Below are 24195 nucleotides of genomic sequence, written 5' to 3' on the forward strand. Positions count from 1 at the left end.
TGGTCCGCTGTCGGCTCAGCTCCGCCGGCAGTGGACCGTCCCGCGCCCGTTCAGCAGCGCGGTACGTTCGGGATGAAGCCGTCGTAGCCGGTGTAGACGTAGGCGTCGGCGATGTACCGGCCGGAGCCGATCCTGTCCCAGATGTTGCTGGTGCCGTAGGTGCCGGTGACGCTGGTACCGGTGGTCTGGCACTGGATGGTCACCCGGGTGCCGTCGGCGACGGTACCCACCGCGGTGTAGCCGGTGCCCGGCCCGGAGCGGACGGTCAGCGCGGTGCCGCTGGTGTTGACCGTGCCGTTGCCGGTCGAGCTGGAGCAGCCGTTGTCGCTGGTGTACGTCTTGGTGCCCCAGTACAGCGCCAGCGCCCCGTTGAACCGGATCTGGATGTCGCTGCCGTTGAGCCGCTGCTCGTAGTGCAGGTGCGGCCCGGTGGAGCCGCCGGTGCTGCCGACGTATCCGATCACGGTGCCGTACCCGACGGACTGGCCGACCGAGACGTTGAAGCCGTTGAGGTGCGCGTAATAGGTGTGGTATCCGCCGCTGTGGGCGATCCGGACGTACTTGCCGTAGCTGGTACCGCCCAGGTCGGTGACCCGGTCGACGGTGCCGGGGGCACTGGCGACCACCGGGTCGCCGAGGTCGTCGGTGCGGTTGAAGTCGATCGAGTACGGCGGGCTGTGGTTGGTGCGGGTCTGACCGGACCAGGACTGACCGCACTTGAACGGCACCTTGAAGGTGGGGGCCGCCATCGCCGGCGACGCCGGCACCAGCGCCATCGCGGTCAGCAGTCCCGCTGCCGCCACCAGGCCGAGCAACCGTCTGCGCATCCAGATCCTCCTATGTTGAAAGCTTTCCATGCCTAGCTGTCAGGGTGGCAGAAAACTCCATCTGTCGAAAGAGATCGATTGGATCTTCCAGGTTTCCTCGAGTGGGAGCGCGCCCAGGTAAAGGTGAGAGTTTCTGGATTGTTACTCGCTCGTGTCCGATACGGGCTGGACCAGCGTAGATGCAAGCGCTTACATGTGTTGACGCCCAATCGGTTCGGCGAGGTCACCAGATGACGACCGCGCCACCTAGAGAAGGAGGACGGCATGGCGGTCACTGCCAGACCACGCCAGGCCATCGCGATCATCGGTGCGCTGGGGCTGGCCCTCACCGCCACCGCCTGCGGCAGCGACGACGACAACAGCGGCAACAACGCCGGCTCGGCGGAGTGCTCGGCATACGAGAAGTACCAGGGCAACGACGGCAAGAAGGTCTCGATCTACGCGTCGATCCGGGACGCCGAGGCGGACCTGCTCGAGCAGTCCTGGGAGCAGTTCGTCGACTGCACCGGCATCGAGATCGACTACGAGGGCAGCGGCGAGTTCGAGGCCCAGCTGCAGGTGCGGGTCGACGGCGGCAACGCCCCCGACATCGCGTTCATCCCGCAGCCCGGTCTGCTGGCCCGGTTCGCGGAGGCGGGCAAGCTCAAGCCGGCGTCGGCCGACACCAAGACGATGGCCGAGCAGAACTACTCGCCCGACTGGCTGAAGTACTCCACCGTCGGCGGCCAGTTCTACGGCGCCCCGCTCGGCTCGAACGTGAAGTCGTTCGTGTGGTACTCCCCCAAGACCTTCAAGGAGAAGGGCTGGGAGGTCCCCACCACCTGGGAGCAGCTCGTCGCGCTCAGCGACAAGGTCGCGGCGGACGGCACCAAGCCGTGGTGCGTCGGCATCGAGTCCGGTGACGCGACCGGCTGGCCGGCCACGGACTGGATCGAGGAGTTCATGCTCCGGACCCAGACCCCCGAGGTCTACGACCAGTGGACCACCCACGGCATCCCGTTCAACGACCCGAAGGTCGCCGAGGCGGTCAACCTGGCCGGCACCATCCTGAAGAACGAGAAGTACGTCAACGGCGGCTTCGGCGGCGTGAAGAGCATCGCCACCACCTCCTTCCAGGAGGCCGGCACGCCGATCCTGCAGAACAAGTGCGCCATGCACCGGCAGGGCTCGTTCTACGCGAACCAGTGGCCCGAGGGCACCAAGGTGGCCGAGGACGGCGACATCTTCGCCTTCTACTTCCCGACCCGCGAGGGCTCGCAGGGCAAGCCGGTGCTGGGTGGCGGCGAGTTCACCGTCGCCTTCGCCGACCGCCCGGAGGTCCAGGCGGTGCAGACGTACCTCGCCTCCGGTGAGTACGCCAACTCCCGCGCCAAGCTGGGCAACTGGGCCTCGGCGAACAACAAGCTCGACGTGGCGAACGTCGCCAACCCGATCGACCGGCTCTCCGTGGAGATCTTCCAGGACAAGACGACCGTCTTCCGCTTCGACGGCTCGGACCTGATGCCGGGTGCCGTCGGCGCCGGGACGTTCTGGAAGCAGATGATCGAGTGGATCAACGGTAAGGACACCACGGCCGTGCTCAACAGCATCGAGAGCAGCTGGCCCAAGTAAGTCGCTCGGTGGTCCGGTCCGCACCCCGCGGACCGGACCGCCGGCACCGGGCCGCGATCCCCTGGGAGTACGGATGAACTTCGACTTCGCCGACGAGTCACCCAAGCTCGTCATGTTGCTGTACGGCCTGGTGGCCTTCGTCGTGGTGGTGGGCGGCCTGCTCCTGCTGCTCGACGCGGTGCCGGCCTGGTTCGCCCGCCGTCGGGAGGCGCAACTGGTCGCCGCGTCGGCCAGCGGCGCGCCGATCCCGCGTAGCCGGACGAAGCCGCGGGAGGGGCTGTTCGCGGTCTTCTTCCTGCTGCCGGCGGTGCTGCTGCTGCTCATCGGGTTGGTCGTCCCGGCCATCCGCACCACGGTGCTGTCGTTCATGGACGGCGGCAGCGACAACTGGGTGGGGCTGCGCAACTACGGCTGGCTCTTCTCCCAGGACGAGATCGTCCGGGTGCTGACCAACACCCTGGTCTGGGTGTTCCTCGTCCCGCTGATCGCCACCACCATCGGTCTGCTGTACGCGGTGCTGGTGGACAAGGCCAGGATGGAGGCGCTGGCCAAGTCGCTGATCTTCATGCCGATGGCGATCTCGTTCGTCGGGGCCAGCATCATCTGGAAGTTCGTCTACGCCTACCGGGGTGACGGACAGGAGCAGATCGGTCTGCTCAACCAGATCGTGGTCAGCCTGGGCGGGGAGCCGAAGCAGTGGCTGCTGGAGTCCCCGCTGAACACCCTGCTGCTCATCGTGATCATGGTGTGGATCCAGGCCGGTTTCGCGATGGTGGTGCTCTCCGCCGCGATCAAGGCCATCCCGGCCGACATCGTCGAGGCGGCCCGGCTGGACGGCGTCAACCCGTGGCAGATGTTCTGGCAGGTCACCCTGCCGAGCATCCGGCCGGCACTGATCGTGGTGGTGGTGACCATCTCGATCGCCACGCTGAAGGTCTTCGACATCGTCCGGACCTCCACCAACGGCAACTTCGACACCAACGTGATCGCGAACGAGATGTACAACCAGGCGTTCCGGTACGGCCAGGCCGGGCAGGGCTCCGCCATGGCCGTCTTCCTCTTCATCCTGGTCATCCCGATCGTGATCTACCAGATCCGCAACCTGCGGCAGCAGCGGGAGGGCTGAGATGACCACCACCACGCCCCCGGTCGCCGCCGGCACACAGGCCGGCGCCAAGCCGACGACCGCTGCCGGCCGGGTACGCAAGCGGCTGAACAGCCGAACCGCCACGCTGGTGTCGATCGTCATCGCGGTGGTCTGGACCATCCCCACCTTCGGGCTGTTCATCTCGTCCTTCCGGCCCGAGGACCAGATCAAGACCACCGGATGGTGGACGTTCTTCACCGACCCGCAGTTCACCCTGGAGAACTACCAGGACGTGCTCTTCGGCCGGTCCGCCTCGTCCGGCCAGTTGGCGAGCTACTTCGTCAACTCGCTGGTCATCACGCTGCCGTCGGTGCTGTTCCCGCTGGCCTTCGCCGCGCTCGCCGCGTACGCGCTGGCGTGGATCAACTTCCGCGGCCGGGACTGGATCTACATCGGCATCTTCGCGTTGCAGATCGTGCCGCTCCAGATGGCCCTGGTGCCGCTGCTGAGCTTCTTCTCCACCGGGGTCAACGTCGGCGGCATCACCCTGATGCCGGCCTGGGACCTCGCCGACGAGGAGAAGTTCGTGCAGGTCTGGTTCGCCCACACCTGCTTCGCGCTGCCGCTGGCGGTGTTCCTGCTGCACAACTTCATCTCGCAGCTGCCGAGAGACCTGATGGAGGCGGCCCGGGTCGACGGGGCCACCCACCCGAAGATCTTCCGGACCATCGTGCTGCCGCTGGTCACCCCGGCGCTGGCGGCCTTCGGCATCTTCCAGTTCCTGTGGGTCTGGAACGACCTGCTGGTCGCGCTGATCTTCGCCGGGGGCGGGGACGAGACGGCGCCGCTCACCGTCCGGCTGGCCGAGTTGGCCGGCACCCGGGGCAACGAGTGGCAGCGGCTCACCGCCGGTGCGTTCGTGTCGATCGTCGTACCGCTGATCGTGTTCCTGTCCCTGCAGCGCTACTTCGTGCGGGGCCTGCTCGCGGGCAGCGTCAAGGGCTGACCCCCGACGTCCGCCGCCGCCCGCCGGGACCGCGGGCGGCGGCGAACGTGGCGGATCGGGTGAACCGTGACGAAGATCGATGACGTCGCCCGGCTCGCCGGGGTATCCACAGCCACCGTCTCGCGCGCGCTGCGCGGACTCCCCACCGTCTCGGCGGCCACCCGACGGCGGGTGCTCGCCGCCGCCGAGCAGCTCGACTACGCCGTGTCGCCGAGCGCGTCCCGGCTGGCCGGCGGACGCACCGGCACCGTCGCCGTGGTGGTCCCCCGGATCACCCGCTGGTTCTTCGCCACCGTCGTCGAGGCGGTCGAGGAGGTCCTCCACTCGGCCGGGTACGACCTGCTGCTGCACAACCTCGGCGGCCGGGAACAGACCCGGCAGCGGGTGCTGCGTACCGCCAACCTGCACAAGCGGGCCGACGCGGTCCTGCTGGTCGCCACCCCGCTGCGGGCCGCCGACCTGACCGCGCTCACCGCGCTGGACCTGCCCGGCGCGATCATCAGCTCCGGCAGCGTGGTGCCCGGCTGGCCGTGCGTACGCATCGACGACGTGGCCGCCGCGCACGCCGCCACCCGACACCTGCTCGGCCTCGGCCACCGGCGGATCGCGCACATCTCCGGTGACCCGGAGGACGAACTGGCCTTCACCACCCACCTGGACCGGCGGCGCGGCTACCAGGAGGCGCTCCGGGCGGCCGGCATCATGCCCGACCCCGGCCTGGACGTGGAGAGCCAGTTCACCATCGACGGCGGCCACCAGGCCACCGTGGAACTGCTGCGCCGGGGCGACCCGCCGACCGCCGTCTTCGCCGCCTGCGACGAGATGGCGATGGGTGCGCTGCGGGCGCTGCGCGAGGCCGGCCTGCGGGTGCCGCAGGACGTCAGCGTGATCGGCATCGACGACCACGACCTGTCGGTGGTGCTGGGGCTCAGCACGGTGGCCCAGCCCGCCGCCGAACAGGGCCGGCTGGCCGCCCGGATCCTGCTCGACCCGCTCGTCGGCAGCCCCCGGCTCCCCCGGTCCGCCTCGTCGGTGATTCTTCCCACCCGGCTGGTCGTACGTGATTCGACCGCGCCACCGAGGGCAGACTGAACGGGTCCGGTGTGCCCCGGCGCGACCGCAGCGCGGCGGCAGGCCGGGGTCGAATCCGGCTCGACATTCGGGAGAACGCCCTGAACACCCACCACAACGACCAGGAAACCGCCGGTGGTCCGGCCACCGACTGGTGGACCGAGGCCGTCATCTACCAGATCTACCCCCGGTCGTTCGCCGACTCCGACGGCGACGGCATCGGTGACCTGCCCGGCATCACCGCCCGCCTCGACCACCTCGCCGAACTCGGGGTGGACGCGGTCTGGCTGTCGCCGTTCTACCCGTCGCCGCAGGCCGACGCCGGCTACGACGTGGCCGACTACCGGGACGTCGAGCCGCTCTTCGGCAAGCTGGCCGACGCGGACCGGCTCATCGCCGACGCGCACGCGCGCGGCATCCGGGTGATCGTCGACCTGGTGCCCAACCACACCTCGTCGGCGCACGTCTGGTTCCAGGCCGCGCTCGCCGCCGCGCCGGGCAGCCCGGAACGGCAGCGGTACGTCTTCCGGGACGGTCGCGGACCGGCCGGCGCCGAGCCGCCGAACGACTGGCAGAGCGTCTTCGGTGGACCGGCCTGGACCCGGGTCACCGACCCGGACGGTCGCCCCGGCCAGTGGTACCTGCACCTGTTCGACACCGCCCAGCCCGACCTGAACTGGGACAACCCGGAGGTGCGCACGGAGTTCCTGGACGTACTGCGGTTCTGGCTGGACCGGGGCGTGGACGGCTTCCGGGTCGACGTGGCGCACGGGCTCGTCAAGCAGGCCGACCTGGCCGACTGGCAGGAACCGCAGGAGATCCTCTCCGGCGCCGACGCCGACCGGCCCCGCCCGCCGATGTGGGACCAGGACGGGGTGCACGAGATCTACCGGGAGTGGCGTCGGCTGCTGGACGGCTACGACGACCGGATCCTGGTCGCCGAGGCGTGGGTGGAGCCGGCCGAGCGGCTGGCCCGCTACGTCCGCCCCGACGAGATGCACCAGGCGTTCAACTTCGAGTACCTGCTCGCCGCCTGGACCGCGCCCGCCCAGTACGCGGTGATCACCCGCTCGCTGGAGGCCACCGACGCGGTCGGCGCGCCCACCACCTGGGTGCTGTCCAACCACGACGTGGTCCGGCACGCCTCCCGGCTGGGGCTGCCGGTCGGTACGCCCCGACCCAACGGCATCGGCGCGGACGACCCGCAACCGGACGCCGCGCTCGGCCTGCGCCGGGCCCGCGCGGCCACCCTGCTGATGCTGGCCCTGCCCGGCTCGGCGTACCTCTACCAGGGCGAGGAGTTGGGGCTCCCGGAGCACACCGCGCTGCCCGACGAGGCCCGGCAGGACCCGACCTGGGAGCGCAGCGGGCACACCGAGCGGGGCCGGGACGGCTGCCGGGTACCGATCCCGTGGGAGGCCGACGCCCCGTCGTACGGCTTCGGGCCGACCGACACGAGCTGGCTGCCGCAGCCGACGAGCTGGGCCGAGTACGCGCTGGACCGCCAGCGCGGGGTGCCCGGCTCCACGTACGAGGTGTACCGCACCGCGCTGCGGCTGCGCCGGGAACACGGCCTGGGTCGGGGCACCCTGCGCTGGCTCTCCGCCGGCGACGAGGTGCTGCACTTCGGCAACGGCGGCGTCGGGGTGCTGACCAACTTCGGCGCGGCACCGGTGCCGCTGCCGGCGGGCGCCGAGGCGCTGCACGCCAGCGGTCCGCTGGACGACGGCCTGGTCCCCACCGACGTCACCGTCTGGTACCGCACCGCCTGAGGTTCTCGCGGCGGCCCTCGTCCCGGTTCGGGCGGGGGCCGCCGTGCTGCTTCGGGCGGGGGCCGCCGTGCCGGTTCAGGCGGGGGCCGCCGTGCCGGTTCAGGCGGGGGCCGCCGTGCCGGTTCAGGCGGGGGCCGCCGTGCCGGTTCAGGCGGGGGCCGCCGTGCCGGTTCAGGCGGGGGCCGCCGTGCCGGTTCAGGCGGGGGCCGCCGTGCCGGTTCAGGCGGGGGCCGCCGTGCCGGTTCAGGCGGGGGCCGCCGTGCCGGTTCAGGCGGGGGCCGCCGTCCGCGGCCCTGACGGTGAGCGCCTGACGGTGGCCGGGGCGAGCGGCGGCCCGGCGGTCACAGCCGTTCGGCGCGGGTGTGCAACAGGGTGCGCACGTCGGTGATGTCCCGGGGCGAGGTCCGCGAGGCGAGCCAGTACATGATCCCGGTCGGCACGAAGAACAACTGGAACGCGGCCAGCCCGACCGCGAAGTTCAACGGCGGCGGGAACGCCCCGCGCAGCGCGTGGAAGGCCACCCCGACCAGACCGTTGCCGGCCGCCCGGCCCACCCCGTTGACCAGGTTGCCGAGGCTGTAGACGGTGCCCCGGTGCTCGGGCGGGTTGACGTCGGCGATCAGGGCGAACCAGTTCGGCGAGTTCGCCGAGGTCAGGGCGAGCGCCAGCACGGCGGCCAGCAGGCTCAACCCGACCGTCGGCTCGGTCACCACGCTGGTCAGCACGGCCGAGGTCACCGCGCCCGCGCCCGCGCCGTCCGGCACGTCGATCCGGATCGGCACGAAGAACAGCACCAGGTAGAACGGGACGGCGGCGAGGATGCCGACCGAGGCGACCAGCGCCCGGCCCCGTGGGGTACGCCGTTGCAGCGCGTCGCCGACCAGCCCGCCGACGATGGAGAACACCCCGCCCAGCTGGAACAGGGTGGCGAAGACGCTGCCCACCACGATCGCGGTGGCCGCCGAGTAGCCCTGCTCCTGGGCCCGCTCGGTGAATAGCACCGGCAACCAGACCAGCGAACCGAACGCGGCCTGCGCGGTCAGTCCCTGGAGGATCAGCCAGCGGTTGGTCCGCCGGTCCAGGATGCGGGGCAGGTCGGCGCGGCTGATCCGGTAGTCGTACTCGGCCCCGTGGGCGAGCGCGCCGGCCAGCTCCGGTTCGCTCTGTCCACGCCGGACGTCGTAGGTGAACAGGTACGCCGCCGTGGCGGCCAGGCCGACCACGCTGAGCAGCAGGAACGGTCGCCGCCAGTCGGCCGCGCCGAGGATCCCGCCGACCAGGGTGCCGGCCAGCGTGCCGATGCCCTGGGAGAGCCCCCAGAAGCTCATCACCAGCCCCCGGCGGCGCGGCGAGATCAGGTCGGTGACCACCGAGAAGCCGACCGACCCGACCGCGCCCAGCCCGACCGCCGCCACCAGTTGCGCCGCCAGGAACGCCGGATAGTTCACCGCCAGGGCGCTGCCGGCGGTACCGGCCGCCCAGAGCAGGGTGCCGACCATCAGCAGCGGCTTGCGGTTGGCCCGGTCGCCGACGTACGCCCAGCCGACCGCGGCCACCGCGCTGACCAGGAAACTCACCGCGGTGACCAGGCCGACCAGGCGCTGCGGCACGTCGAGCGAGCCGGCGATCGGGCCGTACAGCGGCGGCACCAGACCGATCGCCACATTGTCCAGCGAGGCGAGCAGCACGAACACGACGACGCTGTACAGCCGGTGCACCCGGGTACCGCCGCGGACGGGAGCGGGCTCGCTGGTGGTGATCACTCCCGGCACTGAACCAGGAGCAGATAACGACCGGGTGACGACGCGCGGGAGATCAGAGGTAACCGCCGATCTCCGGCCGGACGACCGGCTCGGTGGCCGCGCCGGACCGCAGCGCGTACAGCTCGGCGAGGGTGGCCCCGGTGGACGGTACGCCGGTGCCGTGGCCCAGCCAGCCGGTCGCCTCCGCGTACGACAGCGGCCCCACCTCGACCCGGGCCAGGCACCGGCCGGGCCGGGTGACCGCCGGGTGCAGCCGGGACAGGTCCTCGTTGGTGGTGATCGCGACCAGCACGTCCCGGCCCTGGCCGAGCAGCCCGTCGGTGAGGTTGAGCAGCCGGGACAGCGCCTGACCGGACGCCTGCCGGGCCTCCCCCCGGATCAGCTCGTCGCAGTCCTCGACGATCAGCAGCCGCCAGCGGGGGCCGCCGTCCGGTTCGTCCTCGTTCCCGACGGCCACCTCGGAGAGGTAACCGGCGTCGGCGAAGAGGGTGTCCGGGTCGAGGACGCAGTCCACCTGGCACCACTGCCGCCAGGCGCGGGCCAGGGCGCGCAACGCGGTGGTCTTCCCGGTGCCCGGCGCGCCGTGCAGCAGCACCAGCCGGCCGACCACGTCGTCCGCGGTGACCGCCATCAGCCGTTCCAGCGCGTCCCGGGCGGCGGCGGTGTAGTTGGCCCGGATGTCGGCCCAGTCGGGGGTGGCGACGCTGCGCACGTCCCGCTGCGCGCCCCGGCGCGGGTTCTGGTGCCAGAACCCGATCCGGCCCACCCCGCTGTCCTCCCGGTCGGTGGCCCCGGCCACGATCCGGTCCAGCGCCGCCTGGCCGACCTCACCGCTGACCGCGGTGACGGTGACCTCCGCGCCGTACCCCTTCCAGACGACCACCCGGGCCGTCCAACCGTCACCGCCGAGGAGCTGGGACCGTTGCCGGCTCTCGATGGCGGTCCGCAGCAGCTTGCCGTCCGCCGGCACCAGTTCGGCGTCGGGCCGGGCCCGGGGCAGCCGGACGGTGTGCGACCAGGGGTGGTGTCCGGTGATGAAGTCGGCCAGCGCCAACGCGTCGACGACGTCGCAGGGGGTGTCCGCGTCGTCGTAACGCAGCACGGCCGGCAACGCGGGGACGGTCTGCGGCACGGCCGGCGACGCCGGGGCGGTCTCCGGAGCGGCGGGTGGGGTGGGCAGGTCGAGCGACGACATCTGTCGATAATCGCCAACCCGACCCGCCCCGTACAGTCGTTTACCCGTCAGCGCGGTCGACGATCCGGTCCCGGGCCTCGGCGTACCGGGCGCGGATCGCGGGGACCGGCTCGGTCGCGTACTCCTCGGTCGCGCCGACCGTCCACTGCGGTGGTTCGGTGCCGCCGAGGGCCAGCCAGGCGGCCTGGCGGGCCGCGCCGTCGGCGACGTACTCGCCGGGCGGCGGGACCAGCACCGGGCAGCCGAAGACCTGCGGGGCGATCCGGCGGACGGCCGCCGAACGGGCGCCCCCGCCGACCAGGATCACCCGGTCGACCCGGGCCCCCTGGGCACGCAGCGCGTCCAGCCCGTCGGCCAGCGCGCAGAGCATCCCCTCGACGGCGGCGCGGGCCAGGTGGGCGGGGGTGGAGGTACGCAGGGTCAACCCGTGCACCGCGCCGGTGGCGTCCGGCCGGTTCGGGGTCCGTTCCCCCTCCAGGTACGGCACCAGGACCAGCCCGTCCGCCCCGGCCGGCGCGGCCAGTGCCAGGTCGGCCAGGTCGGCCAGGTCGACCCGGAGCAGCGCGGCGGCGGCGTCCAGCACCCGGGCCGCGTTGAGCGTGCAGACCAGGGGGAGGTACCGGCCGGTGGCGTCGGCGAACCCGGCGACCGCGCCGTCGGGGTCGGCGGCGGGGGTGTCGGCGACGCTGAACACGGTGCCGGAGGTGCCGATGGAGACGACCACGTCACCGGGGCGGGCCCCGACACCGAGCGCCGCCCCGGCGTTGTCCCCGGCACCCGGGCCGAGCAGCACGCTGCCGTAGGCCCCACCGACCGTGCCGGCGGACTCGGCCGGGCCGAGCACCACCGGCAGCGCCGGACGCCGGCCGAGGGCCTGTTCCAGCAGGTCGGGACGGTACTCCCCGGTGGCCGGGGACCAGTATCCGGTGCCACTGGCGTCACTGCGGTCGGTGCGCAGCGCGGCCAGGTCACCGCCGCCACCGAGCCGCCAGGTCAGCCAGTCGTGCGGCAGGCAGACCGCGGCCACCCGGTCGGCGTTGGCCGGCTCGTGCCGGGCCAGCCAGCGCAGTTTGGTCACGGTGAAGCTCGCCACCGGCACGCTGCCCACCGCGTCGGCCCAGAACCGCCGGCCCGCCTCCCCCGTACCGGCCTCGGCGACCAGGTCGGCGGCGGCCCCGGCGGACCGGGTGTCGTTCCACAGCAGGGCCGGCCGGACCACCCGACCGGCGTCGTCCAGGCAGACCATGCCGTGCTGCTGCCCGGCGACCGACACGGCCGCCATGTCACCCAGCCCGCCCATGGTGCCGACGGCGTCGGTGAGAGCCTGCCACCAGGCTTCCGGGTCGACCTCGGTGCCGTCCGGGTGCGGCGCGCGGGCCTGCCGGACCAGCGCGCCGGTCTCCGCGTCCCGGACGACGATCTTGCAGGACTGCGTCGACGAGTCGACGCCGGCGACGAGCGGCACGGCGCCCTCCTCAGCGGGCGCCGAGCAGGTGCTCGACGGCGAGCTGGTTGAGCCGGACGAAGCCGAAGCCCCGGGCGGTCACCGCGTCGACGTCCAGGTCCTCGAAGGCGGACCGGTCGGCGAGCAGGTCGGCGGTGGTCTCGCCGTCGCCGAGGGTGGGTACGGCCAGTTCGGTGACCTTGCTGGTCTCCAGGGCCTCGATCACCTCCGGGTCGGCCCGGAACGCCGCCGCCCGCTCCTTGAGCAGCAGGTAGGTGGCCATGTTGGCCTCGGCCGAGGCCCACACGCCGGTGCTGTCCTCGGTGCGGGACGGCTTGTAGTCGAAGTGCCGGGGGCCGTCGTAGCCGGGCGCGCCGGTGATGCCGCCGTGCTCCAGCAGGTCGACCAGGGCGAACGAGTTGAGCAGGTCACCGTGGCCGAAGACCAGGTCCTGGTCGTACTTGACGCCACGCTGGCCGTTGAGGTCCATGTGGAACAGCTTGCCGTGCCAGAGCGCCTGGGCGATGGCGTGCACGAAGTTCAGCCCGGCCATCTGCTCGTGCCCGACCTCCGGGTTGAGGCCGACCAGCTCGGAGTGCTCGAGAGTGGAGATGAACGCGAGCGCGTGCCCGACGGTGGGCAGCAGGATGTCGCCGCGCGGCTCGTTCGGCTTGGGCTCCAGGGCGAAGCGCAGGTCGTACCCCTGGTCGATGACGTACTGGGTGAGCAGGTCGACGGCCTCCCGGTAGCGGTCCAGCGCGGCCCGGACGTCCTTGGCGACGTCGTACTCGCCGCCCTCCCGGCCGCCCCACATGACGAAGGTCTTCGCGCCCAGTTCGGCGGCGAGGTCGACGTTGCGCAGCACCTTGCGCAGCGCGAACCGGCGGACCTGCCGGTCGTTGCTGGTGAACCCGCCGTCCTTGAAGATCGGGTGGGTGAACAGGTTGGTGGTGACCATCGGCACCACCAGGCCGGTGTCGGCGAGCGCCTTGCGGAACCGGGCGATGTGGTGGTCCCGGGTGGCGGCGTCCGCGCCGAACGGGATCAGGTCGTCGTCGTGGAAGGTGATCCCGTACGCGCCGAGCTCGGCGAGCCGGTGCACGGCCTCGACGGCGTCCAGTTCGGGCCGGCTGGCCTCGCCGAACGGGTCGCGGCCCTGCCAGCCCACCGTCCAGAGCCCGAAGGAGAACTTGTCGGCGGGAGTGGGACGGGGTGCCATGGCAGACCTCCGGTGGTGGTGGCGGCGCTGGCCCGCCGTGGGTGATGACGACCCGCGACGGAGCTATTTGTTCAGCGGTTGAATTATTTGGCGACGATGTGGCAGTGTCAAGGCCGTGAGCAGCACCACCAATCCGACCCCGGTCGGGGCGGTCCGCCAGGCCAGCCTCCGCGAGATCAACCTCGCCCTGCTGCTCGGCCGGATCGCCGCCGCACCCCGCCCGCCGTCCCGGGCCGACCTGGCCGCCGACACCGGGCTGACCAGGGCGACCGTCTCCGCCGTCGTCGACGACCTGATCGGCGGCGGGCTGGTCACCGAGGTCGAGCCGACCCCCCGGGCGGGTGCCGGCCGGCCGGCCCGGGGCCTGCTGCTCGCCGGGCACGGCCCGGCCGGTCTCGGCCTGGAGATCAACGTCGACTACCTGGCGGCCTGCGTGCTCGACCTGGCCGGGGCGGTCCGGCACCGCACCGTGCACCGGGTCGACCTGCGCCTCACCTCCCCCGCCGAGACCCTCGCCCGGACCGCCGAACTGGCCGCCCGCGCCCGCGCCGACGCCGACGACCAGGGGCTCACCCTGGCCGGGGTGGCGCTCGCCGTCCCCGGCCTGGTCGGCGCGGGCGGCGTGGTCCGGCTCGCCCCCAACCTCGGCTGGCGGGAGGTGGACGTGCCGGCCCTGCTCCCCCCGCTGACCGAGACGATCCCCGGGTTGCCCCCGCTGGTGGTCGACAACGAGGCCAACCTGGCCGCGCTGGGCGAACTGCACACCGGCCACGCCACGGCCACCGACTTCCTCTACATCTCCGGCGAGGTCGGCATCGGCGCCGGAATCGTCCTCGACGGCGCCCTGTACCGGGGCGGACGCGGCTGGAGCGGCGAGATCGGCCACCTTCCCGTCCACCCCGAGGGACGCCCCTGCCGGTGCGGCGGGCGCGGCTGCCTGGAGCAGTACGCCGGCCAGGAGGCGATCATCGCCGCCGCCGGACTGGCCGGCGAGAACCTGCCCGCCGACGCCGCCCGGCTGGCCCGGCTGGCGACCGACGGCGACCCGGCCACCTGTGCCGCGCTGGCCGGGGCCGGCACGGCGCTCGGCGTCGCGGTCGCCGGGGTGGTCAACCTGCTGGACCTGGACACCGTGGTGCTCGGGGGCGGGTACGCGCCGCTCGCGCCGTGGCTGAGTCCACCGGTGGCCGCCGAGGTCTCCCGCCGGGTGCTCACCGCCGCCTGGGCTCCGGTCACCATCCGGCCGGCGGTGCTCGGCGCGGACGCCGCCGCCGTGGGGGCGGCCGGCTCGGTGGTCCGTCGGATCATCGCCCAGCCCAACGCCTGGCTGGCCCGGTAGCCGGCGACCCCCACCGTCGGGCCGGCCCGACGGCTCACCGTCCGGCCGGCCCAGCCGGGACGGCGGCCACGCCCGACCGCCCCGGGGCAGGCGGAGTCCACGCCCGGCCGGCCCGGTGGAGGCGAAGTCCACGTCCGGCCGATGGGCGCTCGACCGATCACCTCGGTACCCTTGCCGGAAAGCAAGCTTTTTCCGGACCCGAGGAGCACCACCCCAGCATGTCCACAGGCCAGCACACCGGGGCGCCCGGCGAACGACGGTGACCACCACCCGACGGGAAGGGGTGGCCGATCCGGTCAGCGGAGGTGGGCACGCCTCACGCCCCCGCCCCCGACCCGCCGCGGACGACACCGTCCCGACCGATGCCACGCTCGCCCGTGAACTGCTCGACGGGCTGGCCGAGGCGGTCGTGACCACCGACCCCCGGGGCCTGGTCACCCTGGTCAACGCGATGGCCGTGGAACTGCTCCCGGAGCTCACCCCCGGCACCGTGCTGCCCCTGGCCACCGTGCCGGCGCTGGCCGAGGCAGCCCGCTCCGGGGCGGAGAGCTTCGAGACCGAGCACCGGGGACGCCGGCTGCGCGGCACCCGCCGGGCCCTGCGCGGGCCGGGCTGCGCCTGGTACGTCCGGGACGTCACCGAGGAACACGCCCGTACCGACGCGTTGCTGGCCGAACGCGCCCGGACCGCGTTCCTGGCCCGCGCCGGCAGCCGGCTCGGGCTCTCCCTGCACCGGGAGCAGACGCTCCGGACCGCGGTGACGCTCGCGGTGCCGTACCTCGCCGACGTCGCGGTGGCGGTCCACCGACCACCGCCGCCGGCTCCCGCCGACGCCGACCCCGCCTGGGTACGGTTCGTCGACGGTGACCCGGCTCCGGTCGGCGGCACAGGCCCGGCCGGGCTGACCGGCTCGGTGCCCGGCCTGGCCGAGGCGCTCGACGGCGACCGCACCGACGCCAGCCCGTGGCTCGACGCCGAACTCTCCGACCTCGGTCCGCTGCTGCCGGCCGGTTTCGGACGCCCCGGCACCGTCCTGGTCACCCCGATGATCGGGGCCGGCGGCGCGGCCGGCGCGTTGATCATGGTACGGCGGACCGGGCGGACCGGCTTCGACCAGCGGGACATCGAGGTGGCCCGGGAGTTCGCGGCCCGGGCCGGAGCCGCCCTCGCCACCGCCGAACTATACGGCGAACAGACCCACCTGGCCCGGGTGCTCCAGGCCAGCCTGCTCCCGCCGGAGCTGCCCGACATCCCCGGGGCGGTCCTGGCCGGCGGCTACCGGGCGGCCGGCGACAGCCTACGGATCGGCGGCGACTTCTACGACGTCTCCCGTACCCCCGACGGCGGCACGTTCGCCCTCGGTGACGTGTGCGGCAAGGGCGTCGGCGCGGCCGTGCTCACCGGCCGGGTACGCCAGTCGTTGCAGACCCTACGCCTGGTCGAGCAGCGTCCGCTGGAGCTGATGGCCCTGCTCAACCGGGCCCTGTTCGACGCGCCGGACGCCGCCCGCCGCAGCCAGTTCACCACCCTGCTGCTCGGCACCTGCACCAGCCGGCCCGACGGTGGCCTCACCCTGCGCGTCGCCGGTGGCGGCCACCCGTCGCCGCTGGTCGTCGGACCCGACGGACAGGTCCGGACCGCGGTGGTCGGCGGCATGCCGGTCGGCGCGCTCAGCAACGCCCGCTTCGTCGAGGTGCGGATCGACCTCGCCCCCGGTGAGCTGCTCCTCGCGTACACCGACGGGGTGACCGAGGCACGCGGCGGGCCGGGAGCGATCGAGATGTTCGGCGAGCACCGGTTGCGGCAGGCGGTCGCCTCGGGCGCAGGGCTGCCGCCCCGGGTGATGGTCGACCGGTTGCTGCAACTCGTCGACGAGTGGCTGGACGGGCAGGGACACGACGACATCGCCATGTTGGCCGTCGCGGCAGCGCCGTCCGCGTGACCGGTACCCCCGCCGACGAGGTGAGCGGCACACCCAGCGGCACCCCCGCCGACGAGGCGAGCGGGGCAGCGGGCGGAGCGGCGGGTGACGGGGCGGTCGCCGTCGACGCGTACCTGGACTGCCTGGACCGGGTGGATGCCGACGCCGCCACCCGGCTGGTCCTGGGCCTGCTGGATGCCGGCTGGTCGGTGGCGGACGTCCTGGTCGACCTGGTCGCGGAGGCCCAGCGGGAGATCGGCCGCCGCTGGCTGACCGGGCGGTGGAGCGTGGCCCAGGAGCATGCCGCGACACACGTCAGCGAGCAGGTGGTGGCCGCGGTGGCCCGGCGGATCCCGGTCGCCGGGCACCGCGGGCACGTGGTGCTGGCCTGCGTCGAGGGCGAATGGCACGCGCTGGCCGCGCGGATCGTGGCCGAGGTGGTCCGGGCCGGCGGTTGGCGGGTGACCTTCCTCGGTGCCAGCGTGCCGCCCCGGCACCTGGTCACCTACCTGCACCAGACCGGGCCGGACGCGGTGCTGCTGAGCTGCGTGCAGCCGAACCGGCTGACCCGGGCCGCCCGGATGATCGAGATGTGCCGGTCCGCCGACGTACCGGTGGTGGCCGGCGGCCCCGGGTTCGGGCCGGACGGCCGGTGGGCGGCGGCGGTGGGCGCGATGGCCTGGGGAGCGTCCGCCCGGGACGCCGTCGACCTGCTGGAGCGGCGGTTCGAGCTAGCCTCGGCCGACGCGCCGGCACCGCCACCCGGCGACGAGCACGTCGCGGTGCTGCGCCGCCGACGCGAGGTGGTGCAGGCCGTCGACCTGGCCCTGGCCCCCGGCGAGGACGAGTCCGAGCTGCTCGCCGCCACCGTCGCCCAGGTGCTGGAGTCCCTCGCCGCGTCGATCCGGGTCGGCGATCCGGAGCTGGTCGCCGAGTTCGTCCGGTGGCAGCGGCAGACCTTCGCCGCCCGTCGGCCGTTGCACGACGCGCTGCTGGCCGCCTGTGCCGCCGCCCTCACCGAGCATCCCCAGGCCACCCGTTACCTGGAGCTGGCCCGCCGTACCGACTGAACCCGGCTCAGGCGGGGCGGGCGATGGGGGGCGGCGGGCCGGGCACCGCCGGCGGGACGGCCGTCAGCGCCGCGCGTCCCCGTCCGGCCTCCGGTCCGGGTGCCTCGACCGGCCGCGGTTCACCGGCGCGGCGCGGCTCGGGCAGGGGCTCCCGGCGGCGGGCGGACCCGGTGGCGTCCGGTTCGGCGTACCAGCGCGGCGACGGCTCCCGGCCGGGCGGTCCCGCCGGCTCGTCCGGTTCCAGCGTCGGGGGCGGCAGCCGACGGGCCACCTCGTCGAACTCGCCGACGCCACGCAACAGCGCCTCCCGCCCGGCCGGGCTCATCCCCGCGAGGATCTCGGCCAGCCGGGCCCGTCGGTCGGCCCGCAGCTCGGCCAGCAGGCGGGCCGCCTCCGGGGTCAGGTGCAGCGAGATCTCCCGACGGTCGAAGCGGCCGGGCTCCCGTTCCAGCATGCCGGCCGCGACCAGCCGGTCACAGAGCCGACTCGCCGAGGAGAGCAGCATGCCGAGCAGACCGGAGAGCCGCCGCAGGTTGATCCCGTCGTGCTCCTCCACGGCCATGACCGCCCGCAACTGGGCGGCCGAGAGCCGGTTCGTGGTCCGCTCCCGGGCCTCCTCCCACACGGACAGCAGGGCGGCCGCCGCGTCGTCGAGGGCGGCAGCCATACTCGCTTCTGGTCCGGACGGACGCTGTTCTTCGGCCATCGTGTGCCTGAGACTACCCCCCGAACCGCTGGTAGCTGGATCGTCAGAAGGAGTGATGATGAGCGAGCCGGTCACCCGGGCCCGCCGGACCCTGACCGATGCGCCGACCGACCTCCTCCTGGACCGGATCGCCACCGAGCTGGCCACGTCGTACGGCATCACCGACACCGAGCTGTTCCAGGTCGACTACCGGCTGTCGGTGCTGCTGCCGCTGCACGACGGGGAGCCGCTGACCGGCCCCGGCCACCCGGCCTGGCGGTGCTTCGACCACCAGGAGCCCATCGTCGCCGCCGGGACCGGGTACTTCCCGGTCGGGATGCGGGGCGAGCGGCGCGGCGTGCTCCGGGTGGCCCCGGTGCCCGACGACCCCACGGTGCTCGCGGAGCTCGCCGAGATCGCCACCGTGCTCGGGCACGAGCTGGCCGCCGTGTCGGCCGGTACCGACGTCTACCGGACGGCCCGACGCAGCCGCCGGCTCACCCTGGCCGCCGAGATGCAGTGGGAGCTGCTGCCCGGCCGCAGCCGGGTCCGTCCCTCGTTCAGCCTGGCCGGGCAGCTCGAACCGGCCTACGCGGTACGCGGCGACAGCTTCGACTGGTCCGACGACGGGACCCGGCTGTGGCTGTCGGTGGTCAACGGGATGGGTGAGGGGGTCGCCGCCTCGATGCTCACCTCGCTGGCCGTGCACGCGCTGCGCAACGCCCGGCGGGCCGGGCTGCCCCTCGCCGACCAGGCGGCCCTGGCCGACCAGGCGATCCACGCGGTGTACCACGGTGACCAGTACGTCTCGACGCTGCTGCTGGAGCTGGACCTGCGGGAGGGGACGCTGGACGTGGTCGACGCCGGCTCGCCCCGGCTGGTGCTGCTGCGCGACGGTGAGGTCCGCGAGCATCCCCTGGAGCCGCAGTTCCCGCTGGGCATGTTCGAGGCGACCGAGTACCGGCCCCAGCAGCTGCGGTTGCACCGCGACGACCGGCTCTTCGTGGTCAGCGACGGGGTGATCGACGCCACCGGCCAGGACATCCGGTACGGCGACAGCGCCCTGGACCGGTTCCTGCGCCGGACCGGGCCGATGGCCCCGCTGGACGCGGTCCGGTCGCTCATCGGCGACCTGCGCGCCTTCGTGGCCGGAGACCTGATCGACGACGCGGTCGTGGTCTGCCTGGACTGGACCGGCCCGCAGCCCTGACCGTGACCCCGGCCTGACCGTGCGCCGGGCCTGGCCGTGCGCCGGGCCTGGCCGTGCGCCGGGCCTGGCCGTGCGCCGGGCCTGGCCTGGCCTGGCCTGGCCGTGGGCCTGGCCGGGCGGCCCGTGGCAGCCGGTCTTCGGGCCGGGTGGCGCGGGCCGCCGGGTCAGTACGCGCCCCGGCTGCGGACCACCGCGCCGAAGGTCTTCCACAGGATGGTCAGGTCGGCGGCCAGCGACCAGTTCTCCACGTAGTAGAGGTCCAGCCGGATGCCGTCCTCCCAGCTCAGGTCGGAGCGTCCGCTGACCTGCCAGAGACCGGTCATGCCCGGCTTGACCAGCAGCCGGCGGGCGACGTCGCCGTCGTAGCGGGCCACCTCGGAAGGGAGCGGCGGGCGCGGGCCGACCAGGCTCATGTGCCCGATCAGCACGTTGGCGAGCTGCGGCAGCTCGTCCAGGGACCACTTGCGCAGCAGCCGGCCGACCCGGGTCACCCGGGGGTCGTCGCGCATCTTGAACAGCAGCCCGTCGCTCTCGTTGCGGGCGGTCAGCTCGGCGAGCATCGCGTCGGCGTCGACCACCATGGTGCGGAACTTGAACACGCCGAACTCCTGCCCGCCCTGACCGACGCGGACCTGCCGGAACAGCACCGGACCGGGGTTGTCGAGGCGGATCGCCAGGGCGATCAGCGCCAGCACCGGGGCGAGCAGCGCCAGGGCCAGCAGGGAGAGCGACCGGTCGACCAGCCCCTTGATCAGTTTGCGGGCGCCCCGGAACTCGGGGGCCTCCACGTGGATCAGCGGCAGCCCGGCGACCGGACGGGTGTGGATGCGCGGCCCGGCCACGTCGGTCAGCGCGGGGGCCAGCACCAGGTCGATGCCGGTCCCCTCCAGCTGCCAGCCGAGCCGGCGCAGCCGGGTCGCGGTCAGCTCGCTGGAGGTGGTGATCGCGACGGTGTCCGCGCCGATCGCCTCGGCCGCCTCGGGGATGCCCCGGAACGAGCCGACCACCGGCACGTCACCCAACCGCTGCGGCACCGGGGCGAGCAGCGCGTCCGGGATGCACGCCCCGACCACCTGGTAACCGGCGTACGGCTCGCGGCGCAGGGTGTGCACCAGCTCCAGGACGTGCGGGGTGTCCCCCACCGCCAGCACCCGGCGGGACCAGCCACCGCCCTTGCATCGGGCCAGGTGCAGCCGCTTGCGGGCGGCGAACCGGGTCACCAGCAACCCGAGCGTGCCCACGGCCAGGGTGATGGCGAGGAAGCCCCGGGACACGCCCACGTCGGCGATGTAGCCGGTGATGGCGATGGTCGCGGCCAGCCGCAGGCTCGCCGAGGTGACCCGCCGGTACTCGTCCGCGCCGTAGCCGAGGACCCGGTCGTCGTAGCAGCGCAGCATCCGCAGCGACAGCAGCCAGGCGATCACCAGCCCCGGGGCCACCAGCACGTAGGGCACCTCGGAGCCGCGCGGCTCGTGGTCGCCGAAGCGGGTCACGTAGCCGACCAGCACGGCCACGGCGAGGATGGCGGTGTCCAGCACCACCAGGGTGTGGATGTAGGCCCGTTCGTCGGCCCGGACCGTCCGCGCCGGGCGCGGCGCGGTGGACGTGGACGACGTCGAGGCAGGGGTCAACAGCGCCGAGGTCAACGACCCTCCCCACTAGCGTCGATGGGCGCTGCCTCCGCACCGGCCCCCCGGTGGCCGGTGCCGCGGAGCACCCGGGACATCTTCCCCCGTTAATCCTCGCGTCGGAAGCCACCGACGGAATACCGTCAATTGCGGGATCCGATGTGGACAGATCCGGTTCCACCGGACGTTCCGCTCCCCCCGACCGCCCACTGTCGGCTGTCCGACCGGTCAGCGGGACGTGTGCGACCGGTCAGCGCGGTCCGTCCGAGCGGCCGGCGCGCCACGTCCGACCCGTCAGCGCGCCACGTCCGACCCGTCAGCGCGGCGCGTTCGGCCGGTCAGCGCGGCGCGTTCGGCCGCAGTGCGATCGCCTTCAGGAAGATGTCGCCGATCCTGGTCGGGTCCTCGGTGACGAAGACCCCGCCCCCGGTGACCTTGGTGATCGCCTCCAGCTCGGCACGGCTGACGTCCGTACCGATCCCGATGATCACGACCTGGACGGGACGGTCCGGGTCGGCGATCCTGGTCAGCTCGTCGAGCAGGGCCCGCTGGCTGATCCCGTCGTCGTCCTCGTTCTTGCCGTCGGTGAAGAGCACGACCGAGTTCACCCGACCGGGCTCCCAGTCGTCCTGCACCGTCCGGTAGGCGGCCAGCACCGTGTCGTACAGGCCGGTGTCGCCGCTGCTCGGCCGGACCGTGCCGAGCGCCGCCTCCAACCGGCCGCGCTGGGTGGAGACCGGGCCGATCGGGACCAGCTCCCGGTAGTCCCGGCTGCCGACCAGCCGGGTGGAGAAGGTCCACAGCCCGATCGCCCAGGAGTCGTCGAACAGGCCCAGACCGCGGCTCGCCGCCGCGACCGTCACCTGCGCCCGGGAGGCGTTGTCGGCGGTCGGCACCGGCTGCTTCATCGAACCGGACACGTCGATGACGCAGAGCATCCGACCCGACTGGGTGGCGATCGACCAGCTCGACACGGCGGCCTCGATCGTGTTCGGGTCGAGCCCGCCCGCGGCGGTGCCACCGCCGGCCGGAGCGGAGGCCATGCCCCCGGCCGGCGCGCCCTGCGGAGCCTGGAACCCGGCCCCGGCGCTGCCGTCCGGGGCACGCAGGGCCTGGTCGGCCAGCCGGTCCCGGAAGGCCGCCGTGGTGAGCGCCTCGAACAACACGTTCGCGGCGGACGCCTTGGCCGGCTCGATCCCCGGCAGCACCGCGTACGGGTAGTCCAGCGGCATCGGTGCGGGTTCCAGGTAGAGCGCGGCCAGCGGCACCGGCGGTTTGGTGCCGTTGTACGCGATCACGTCCTCCTCGGAGAGGGCGGCGGCACCGAGCGCGCCCGCCACCGTCGCCGGGTCGGTGGAGCGCGGGAACCGGGCCAGCAGGTCCTGTCGGAGCGCGGAGCGCCCGGTCGCCAGCGCCCGCAACGCGCCCGTCCTGGCCTGCTGGACGTCGCCCCCGCCCGCGCTGGCCGCCGCGGTCATCGACAGCAGCCCGGCCAGCCCGGCGGCGTCCCGGGTCGGCTCCACGATCCCGGTCCGCAGGTTCGTCCCGGTGTTCACCTGCTGCAACAGGTTCGACCAGGTCAGTTTCTGCTGCGGCCAGCCGAGCCGGGTGGCGACCGGCTCCGGCATGGCGACCACGACCGGGCTACGGGCGATCGACTCGCCGTTGCCGGGCTCGAAGGCGGTCGCCCCGCTGTTCTTCAGCCGCAGCAGCCAGGTGGAGGAGTCCGGCACCCAGACGTCCGGCGTGATCGCCGTACCGCTGGCCTGCCCCACCCCGGCGAGGGTGACGCCGTGCTTGCCGGCGACCGCCGCGGCCACCTCGACCGGGTCCTGGGCGGCGACGTTCACCGTGATGCAGGTGCCGCCGACCGCCGCCCCGTCGGCCACCCACTGCCCGGCCGCCGCCTGCACCGCCGGGGCGATCTCCGGTGCCGCCGCCACCGTCAGCTCGACCTGCCCCGAGCAGGCCGGCTCGGCCAGCCGCTGGTAGCCGAACCACGCCCCGGCGACGACGACAACAAGCGCCGTCGCTGAGGCGACGGCGCCTGCTCCGCGGATACCCGTACGCATGCGATGGCGGCCTGACACGGTCACCATCTTGCGGACCGAGGGACGTTACTGCTACGTCCGTTCGGACGAAAGTTACTCAGGATGAACAGTTGACCTGCGTATACGGTCGTTTCGTCACGCTGGGTGAGAGCGACGCGACCCTGCGGGTCAGAGCAGGACGCAGCTCGGGCTCGGCACGGCGACCGGCTCCCCCACCGGCTCCGGCACCCCGCTGGCCGGATCGACGCGGAACTGCCGCACCATGTCGGCCCGCTGGTCGGCCACGTAGAGATCGCGGCCCGACCAGGCGAAGTGCCGGGGCCACTCCCCGCCGGTGTCCACCTCGGCGACGAGTTCCGGCAGCTCACCGTCGAGGGCGAAGACCGCCAGGGTGCCCGCTCCCCGGTTGGCGACGTACAGGACCCGGCCCTGCGGCCCCACCGCGATCTCCGAGGGCTGGACGTGCCCGGTCCGGCCGCTCGCCGGCACCCGGCCCCGCTCACGCAACCCCCCGTCGGTGTCCCGGTCGTACGCGGTGACCGTGGCGTCCAGCTCGCCGACCAGGTAGACCCGCCGCCCGTCCGGGTGCCGGGCCAGGTGCCGGGGGCCGGTCCCGGGGTGGGTACGCACCCGGGGTGCCCGGGGCACCAGCCGACCGGTGGCGGCGTCCAGGTCGTACCGGTACACCGAGTCGGTGCCCAGGTCGACCACGTACGTCGGCCCGCCGGACGGGTCCGGCGAGACCATGTGCGCGTGCGCGTGCTCCTGGCGCTCCGGGTCCGCTCCGTGCCCGGCGTGCACCACCAGGTCGCTGCGCTCACCGGGCACGCCCGCGTCGTCCAGCGGGAAGACCGCCACACTTCCCCCGCCGTAGTTGACGGCGACCAGGTGCCGGCCGTCCGGGGTGACCGCCAGGTGGCAGGGCGAGTCCCCGCCGGTGTCTCCCGCGCCGAGCGGCGTCAGGTCACCGTCCGGCCCGATCCGCCACGCGCCGACCCGGCCCTGTGGTAGCTCGTTCACCGCGTACAGCACCGGCAGCGCGGGATGCCGCACCAGGAACGACGGGGACGGGGTCACCGCCACCGTGCCGAGCGGGGTCAGCGTCCCCGTGTCCGGATCGCGGCGGGCCGCGACGATGCCGTCGCCCTTCCCGTCGCCCTCCGCCGTGTAGCCACCGATGTGGACGATGCCACCCTGGTCGGTCACCGGTACCGCCTCTCACCTCGTCCGGAGTCGATCACCCCAGAGCCTTCCCGGGATCAGCCGCCGGTGAACCGGATTTCCCGGAATTCTCCG

The 24195-nt window shown here is 73.4% G+C and carries 18 protein-coding genes; 9 read left to right on the forward strand and 9 right to left on the reverse strand.

Annotation, left to right across the window (positions count from 1 at the left end; genetic code table 11):
- Positions 1-50: 50 nt before the first annotated feature.
- Positions 51-827 carry a peptidoglycan DD-metalloendopeptidase family protein gene (locus PVK37_RS00290; RefSeq protein WP_275031648.1) on the reverse strand — a complete coding sequence of 259 codons (777 nt, stop codon included), beginning with the start codon at positions 825-827 and terminating at the stop codon, positions 51-53.
- Between the two features lie 264 nt (positions 828-1091).
- Here PVK37_RS00290 and PVK37_RS00295 point away from each other — a divergent pair, with 264 nt between their 5' ends.
- From PVK37_RS00295 to PVK37_RS00315, 5 genes are all read left to right on the forward strand, one after another.
- Positions 1092-2438: an ABC transporter substrate-binding protein gene (locus PVK37_RS00295; protein WP_275031649.1), complete on the forward strand. Its 1347-nt coding sequence runs from the start codon at positions 1092-1094 to the stop codon at positions 2436-2438.
- Positions 2439-2511: 73 nt separating this feature from the next.
- The gene (locus tag PVK37_RS00300) at positions 2512-3564 is read left to right on the forward strand and encodes a carbohydrate ABC transporter permease (protein ID WP_275031650.1); all 1053 of its coding nucleotides are present in this window, start codon (positions 2512-2514) and stop codon (positions 3562-3564) included.
- 1 nt (position 3565) lies between these two features.
- The gene (locus tag PVK37_RS00305; protein ID WP_275031651.1) at positions 3566-4531 is read left to right on the forward strand and encodes a carbohydrate ABC transporter permease; all 966 of its coding nucleotides are present in this window, start codon (positions 3566-3568) and stop codon (positions 4529-4531) included.
- Between the two features lie 66 nt (positions 4532-4597).
- Entirely contained in the window at positions 4598-5623 is a 1026-nt protein-coding gene (locus PVK37_RS00310; protein ID WP_275031652.1) for a LacI family DNA-binding transcriptional regulator, read from the forward strand.
- Positions 5624-5703: 80 nt separating this feature from the next.
- Positions 5704-7374, forward strand: coding sequence for a glycoside hydrolase family 13 protein (locus tag PVK37_RS00315; protein WP_275035304.1), 1671 nt, complete (start codon positions 5704-5706; stop codon positions 7372-7374).
- A 341-nt stretch (positions 7375-7715) separates the two neighbouring features.
- On the opposite strand, the gene PVK37_RS00320 is transcribed toward PVK37_RS00315, so the two are convergent.
- The 4 genes from PVK37_RS00320 to xylA are packed head-to-tail and all read right to left on the reverse strand — an operon-like array spanning position 7716 to position 12995.
- A complete protein-coding gene (locus tag PVK37_RS00320) occupies positions 7716-9134 on the reverse strand; it encodes an MFS transporter (RefSeq protein ID WP_423791128.1) in 1419 nt (472 codons plus the stop codon).
- 55 nt (positions 9135-9189) lie between these two features.
- Positions 9190-10332 carry a DUF5925 domain-containing protein gene (locus PVK37_RS00325; RefSeq protein WP_275031654.1) on the reverse strand — a complete coding sequence of 381 codons (1143 nt, stop codon included), beginning with the start codon at positions 10330-10332 and terminating at the stop codon, positions 9190-9192.
- A gap of 40 nt (positions 10333-10372) precedes the next feature.
- Positions 10373-11797, reverse strand: coding sequence for a xylulokinase (gene xylB / locus PVK37_RS00330; protein WP_275031655.1), 1425 nt, complete (start codon positions 11795-11797; stop codon positions 10373-10375).
- 10 nt (positions 11798-11807) lie between these two features.
- Positions 11808-12995 (reverse strand): xylose isomerase, encoded by a 1188-nt coding sequence (gene xylA, locus PVK37_RS00335; RefSeq protein WP_275031656.1) that lies wholly within the window; start codon positions 12993-12995, stop codon positions 11808-11810.
- Between the two features lie 115 nt (positions 12996-13110).
- Between xylA and PVK37_RS00340 the strand changes: the two genes are divergently transcribed.
- The 3 genes from PVK37_RS00340 (at position 13111) to PVK37_RS00350 (ending at position 17325) form a co-directional block, all read left to right on the forward strand.
- The gene (locus PVK37_RS00340; protein ID WP_275031657.1) at positions 13111-14334 is read left to right on the forward strand and encodes an ROK family transcriptional regulator; all 1224 of its coding nucleotides are present in this window, start codon (positions 13111-13113) and stop codon (positions 14332-14334) included.
- Positions 14335-14593: 259 nt separating this feature from the next.
- Positions 14594-16276 carry a PP2C family protein-serine/threonine phosphatase gene (locus PVK37_RS00345; RefSeq protein WP_275031658.1) on the forward strand — a complete coding sequence of 561 codons (1683 nt, stop codon included), beginning with the start codon at positions 14594-14596 and terminating at the stop codon, positions 16274-16276.
- A complete protein-coding gene (locus PVK37_RS00350) occupies positions 16273-17325 on the forward strand; it encodes a cobalamin B12-binding domain-containing protein (RefSeq protein WP_275031659.1) in 1053 nt (350 codons plus the stop codon). The genes PVK37_RS00345 and PVK37_RS00350 overlap by 4 nt, the downstream gene beginning before the upstream one ends.
- A 7-nt stretch (positions 17326-17332) precedes the next feature.
- Here the strand turns inward: PVK37_RS00350 and PVK37_RS00355 are convergent, their stop codons facing one another.
- Positions 17333-17992 carry a MarR family winged helix-turn-helix transcriptional regulator gene (locus tag PVK37_RS00355; RefSeq protein WP_275031660.1) on the reverse strand — a complete coding sequence of 220 codons (660 nt, stop codon included), beginning with the start codon at positions 17990-17992 and terminating at the stop codon, positions 17333-17335.
- Between the two features lie 97 nt (positions 17993-18089).
- Between PVK37_RS00355 and PVK37_RS00360 the strand changes: the two genes are divergently transcribed.
- Positions 18090-19220 (forward strand): PP2C family protein-serine/threonine phosphatase, encoded by a 1131-nt coding sequence (locus PVK37_RS00360; RefSeq protein WP_275031661.1) that lies wholly within the window; start codon positions 18090-18092, stop codon positions 19218-19220.
- Positions 19221-19384: 164 nt separating this feature from the next.
- Here PVK37_RS00360 and PVK37_RS00365 read toward each other — a convergent pair whose 3' ends face one another.
- From PVK37_RS00365 to PVK37_RS00375, 3 genes are all read right to left on the reverse strand, one after another.
- A complete protein-coding gene (locus PVK37_RS00365; protein WP_275031662.1) occupies positions 19385-20866 on the reverse strand; it encodes a sugar transferase in 1482 nt (493 codons plus the stop codon).
- A gap of 320 nt (positions 20867-21186) precedes the next feature.
- Positions 21187-22920 carry a VWA domain-containing protein gene (locus PVK37_RS00370; protein ID WP_275031663.1) on the reverse strand — a complete coding sequence of 578 codons (1734 nt, stop codon included), beginning with the start codon at positions 22918-22920 and terminating at the stop codon, positions 21187-21189.
- Positions 22921-23067: 147 nt separating this feature from the next.
- Complete coding sequence (locus PVK37_RS00375) at positions 23068-24105, reverse strand: lactonase family protein (protein ID WP_275031664.1); 1038 nt, start codon at positions 24103-24105, stop codon at positions 23068-23070.
- Between the last annotated feature and the right edge of the window lie 90 nt (positions 24106-24195).

Source organism: Micromonospora cathayae (assembly GCF_028993575.1).
Lineage (GTDB): Bacteria > Actinomycetota > Actinomycetes > Mycobacteriales > Micromonosporaceae > Micromonospora > Micromonospora cathayae.

Bases quoted from the DNA above. Each gene is read 5' to 3' on its own strand.
- PVK37_RS00290 (WP_275031648.1), bottom strand. From the start codon at position 827: ATGCGCAGACGGTTGCTCGGCCTGGTGGCGGCAGCGGGACTGCTGACC.
- PVK37_RS00300 (WP_275031650.1), top strand. From the start codon at position 2,512: ATGAACTTCGACTTCGCCGACGAGTCACCCAAGCTCGTCATGTTGCTG.
- PVK37_RS00360 (WP_275031661.1), top strand. From the start codon at position 18,090: ATGAGCGAGCCGGTCACCCGGGCCCGCCGGACCCTGACCGATGCGCCG.
- PVK37_RS00355 (WP_275031660.1), bottom strand. From the start codon at position 17,992: ATGGCTGCCGCCCTCGACGACGCGGCGGCCGCCCTGCTGTCCGTGTGG.
- PVK37_RS00370 (WP_275031663.1), bottom strand. From the start codon at position 22,920: ATGCGTACGGGTATCCGCGGAGCAGGCGCCGTCGCCTCAGCGACGGCG.
- PVK37_RS00295 (WP_275031649.1), top strand. From the start codon at position 1,092: ATGGCGGTCACTGCCAGACCACGCCAGGCCATCGCGATCATCGGTGCG.
- xylA (WP_275031656.1), bottom strand. From the start codon at position 12,995: ATGGCACCCCGTCCCACTCCCGCCGACAAGTTCTCCTTCGGGCTCTGG.
- PVK37_RS00305 (WP_275031651.1), top strand. From the start codon at position 3,566: ATGACCACCACCACGCCCCCGGTCGCCGCCGGCACACAGGCCGGCGCC.
- PVK37_RS00325 (WP_275031654.1), bottom strand. From the start codon at position 10,332: ATGTCGTCGCTCGACCTGCCCACCCCACCCGCCGCTCCGGAGACCGCC.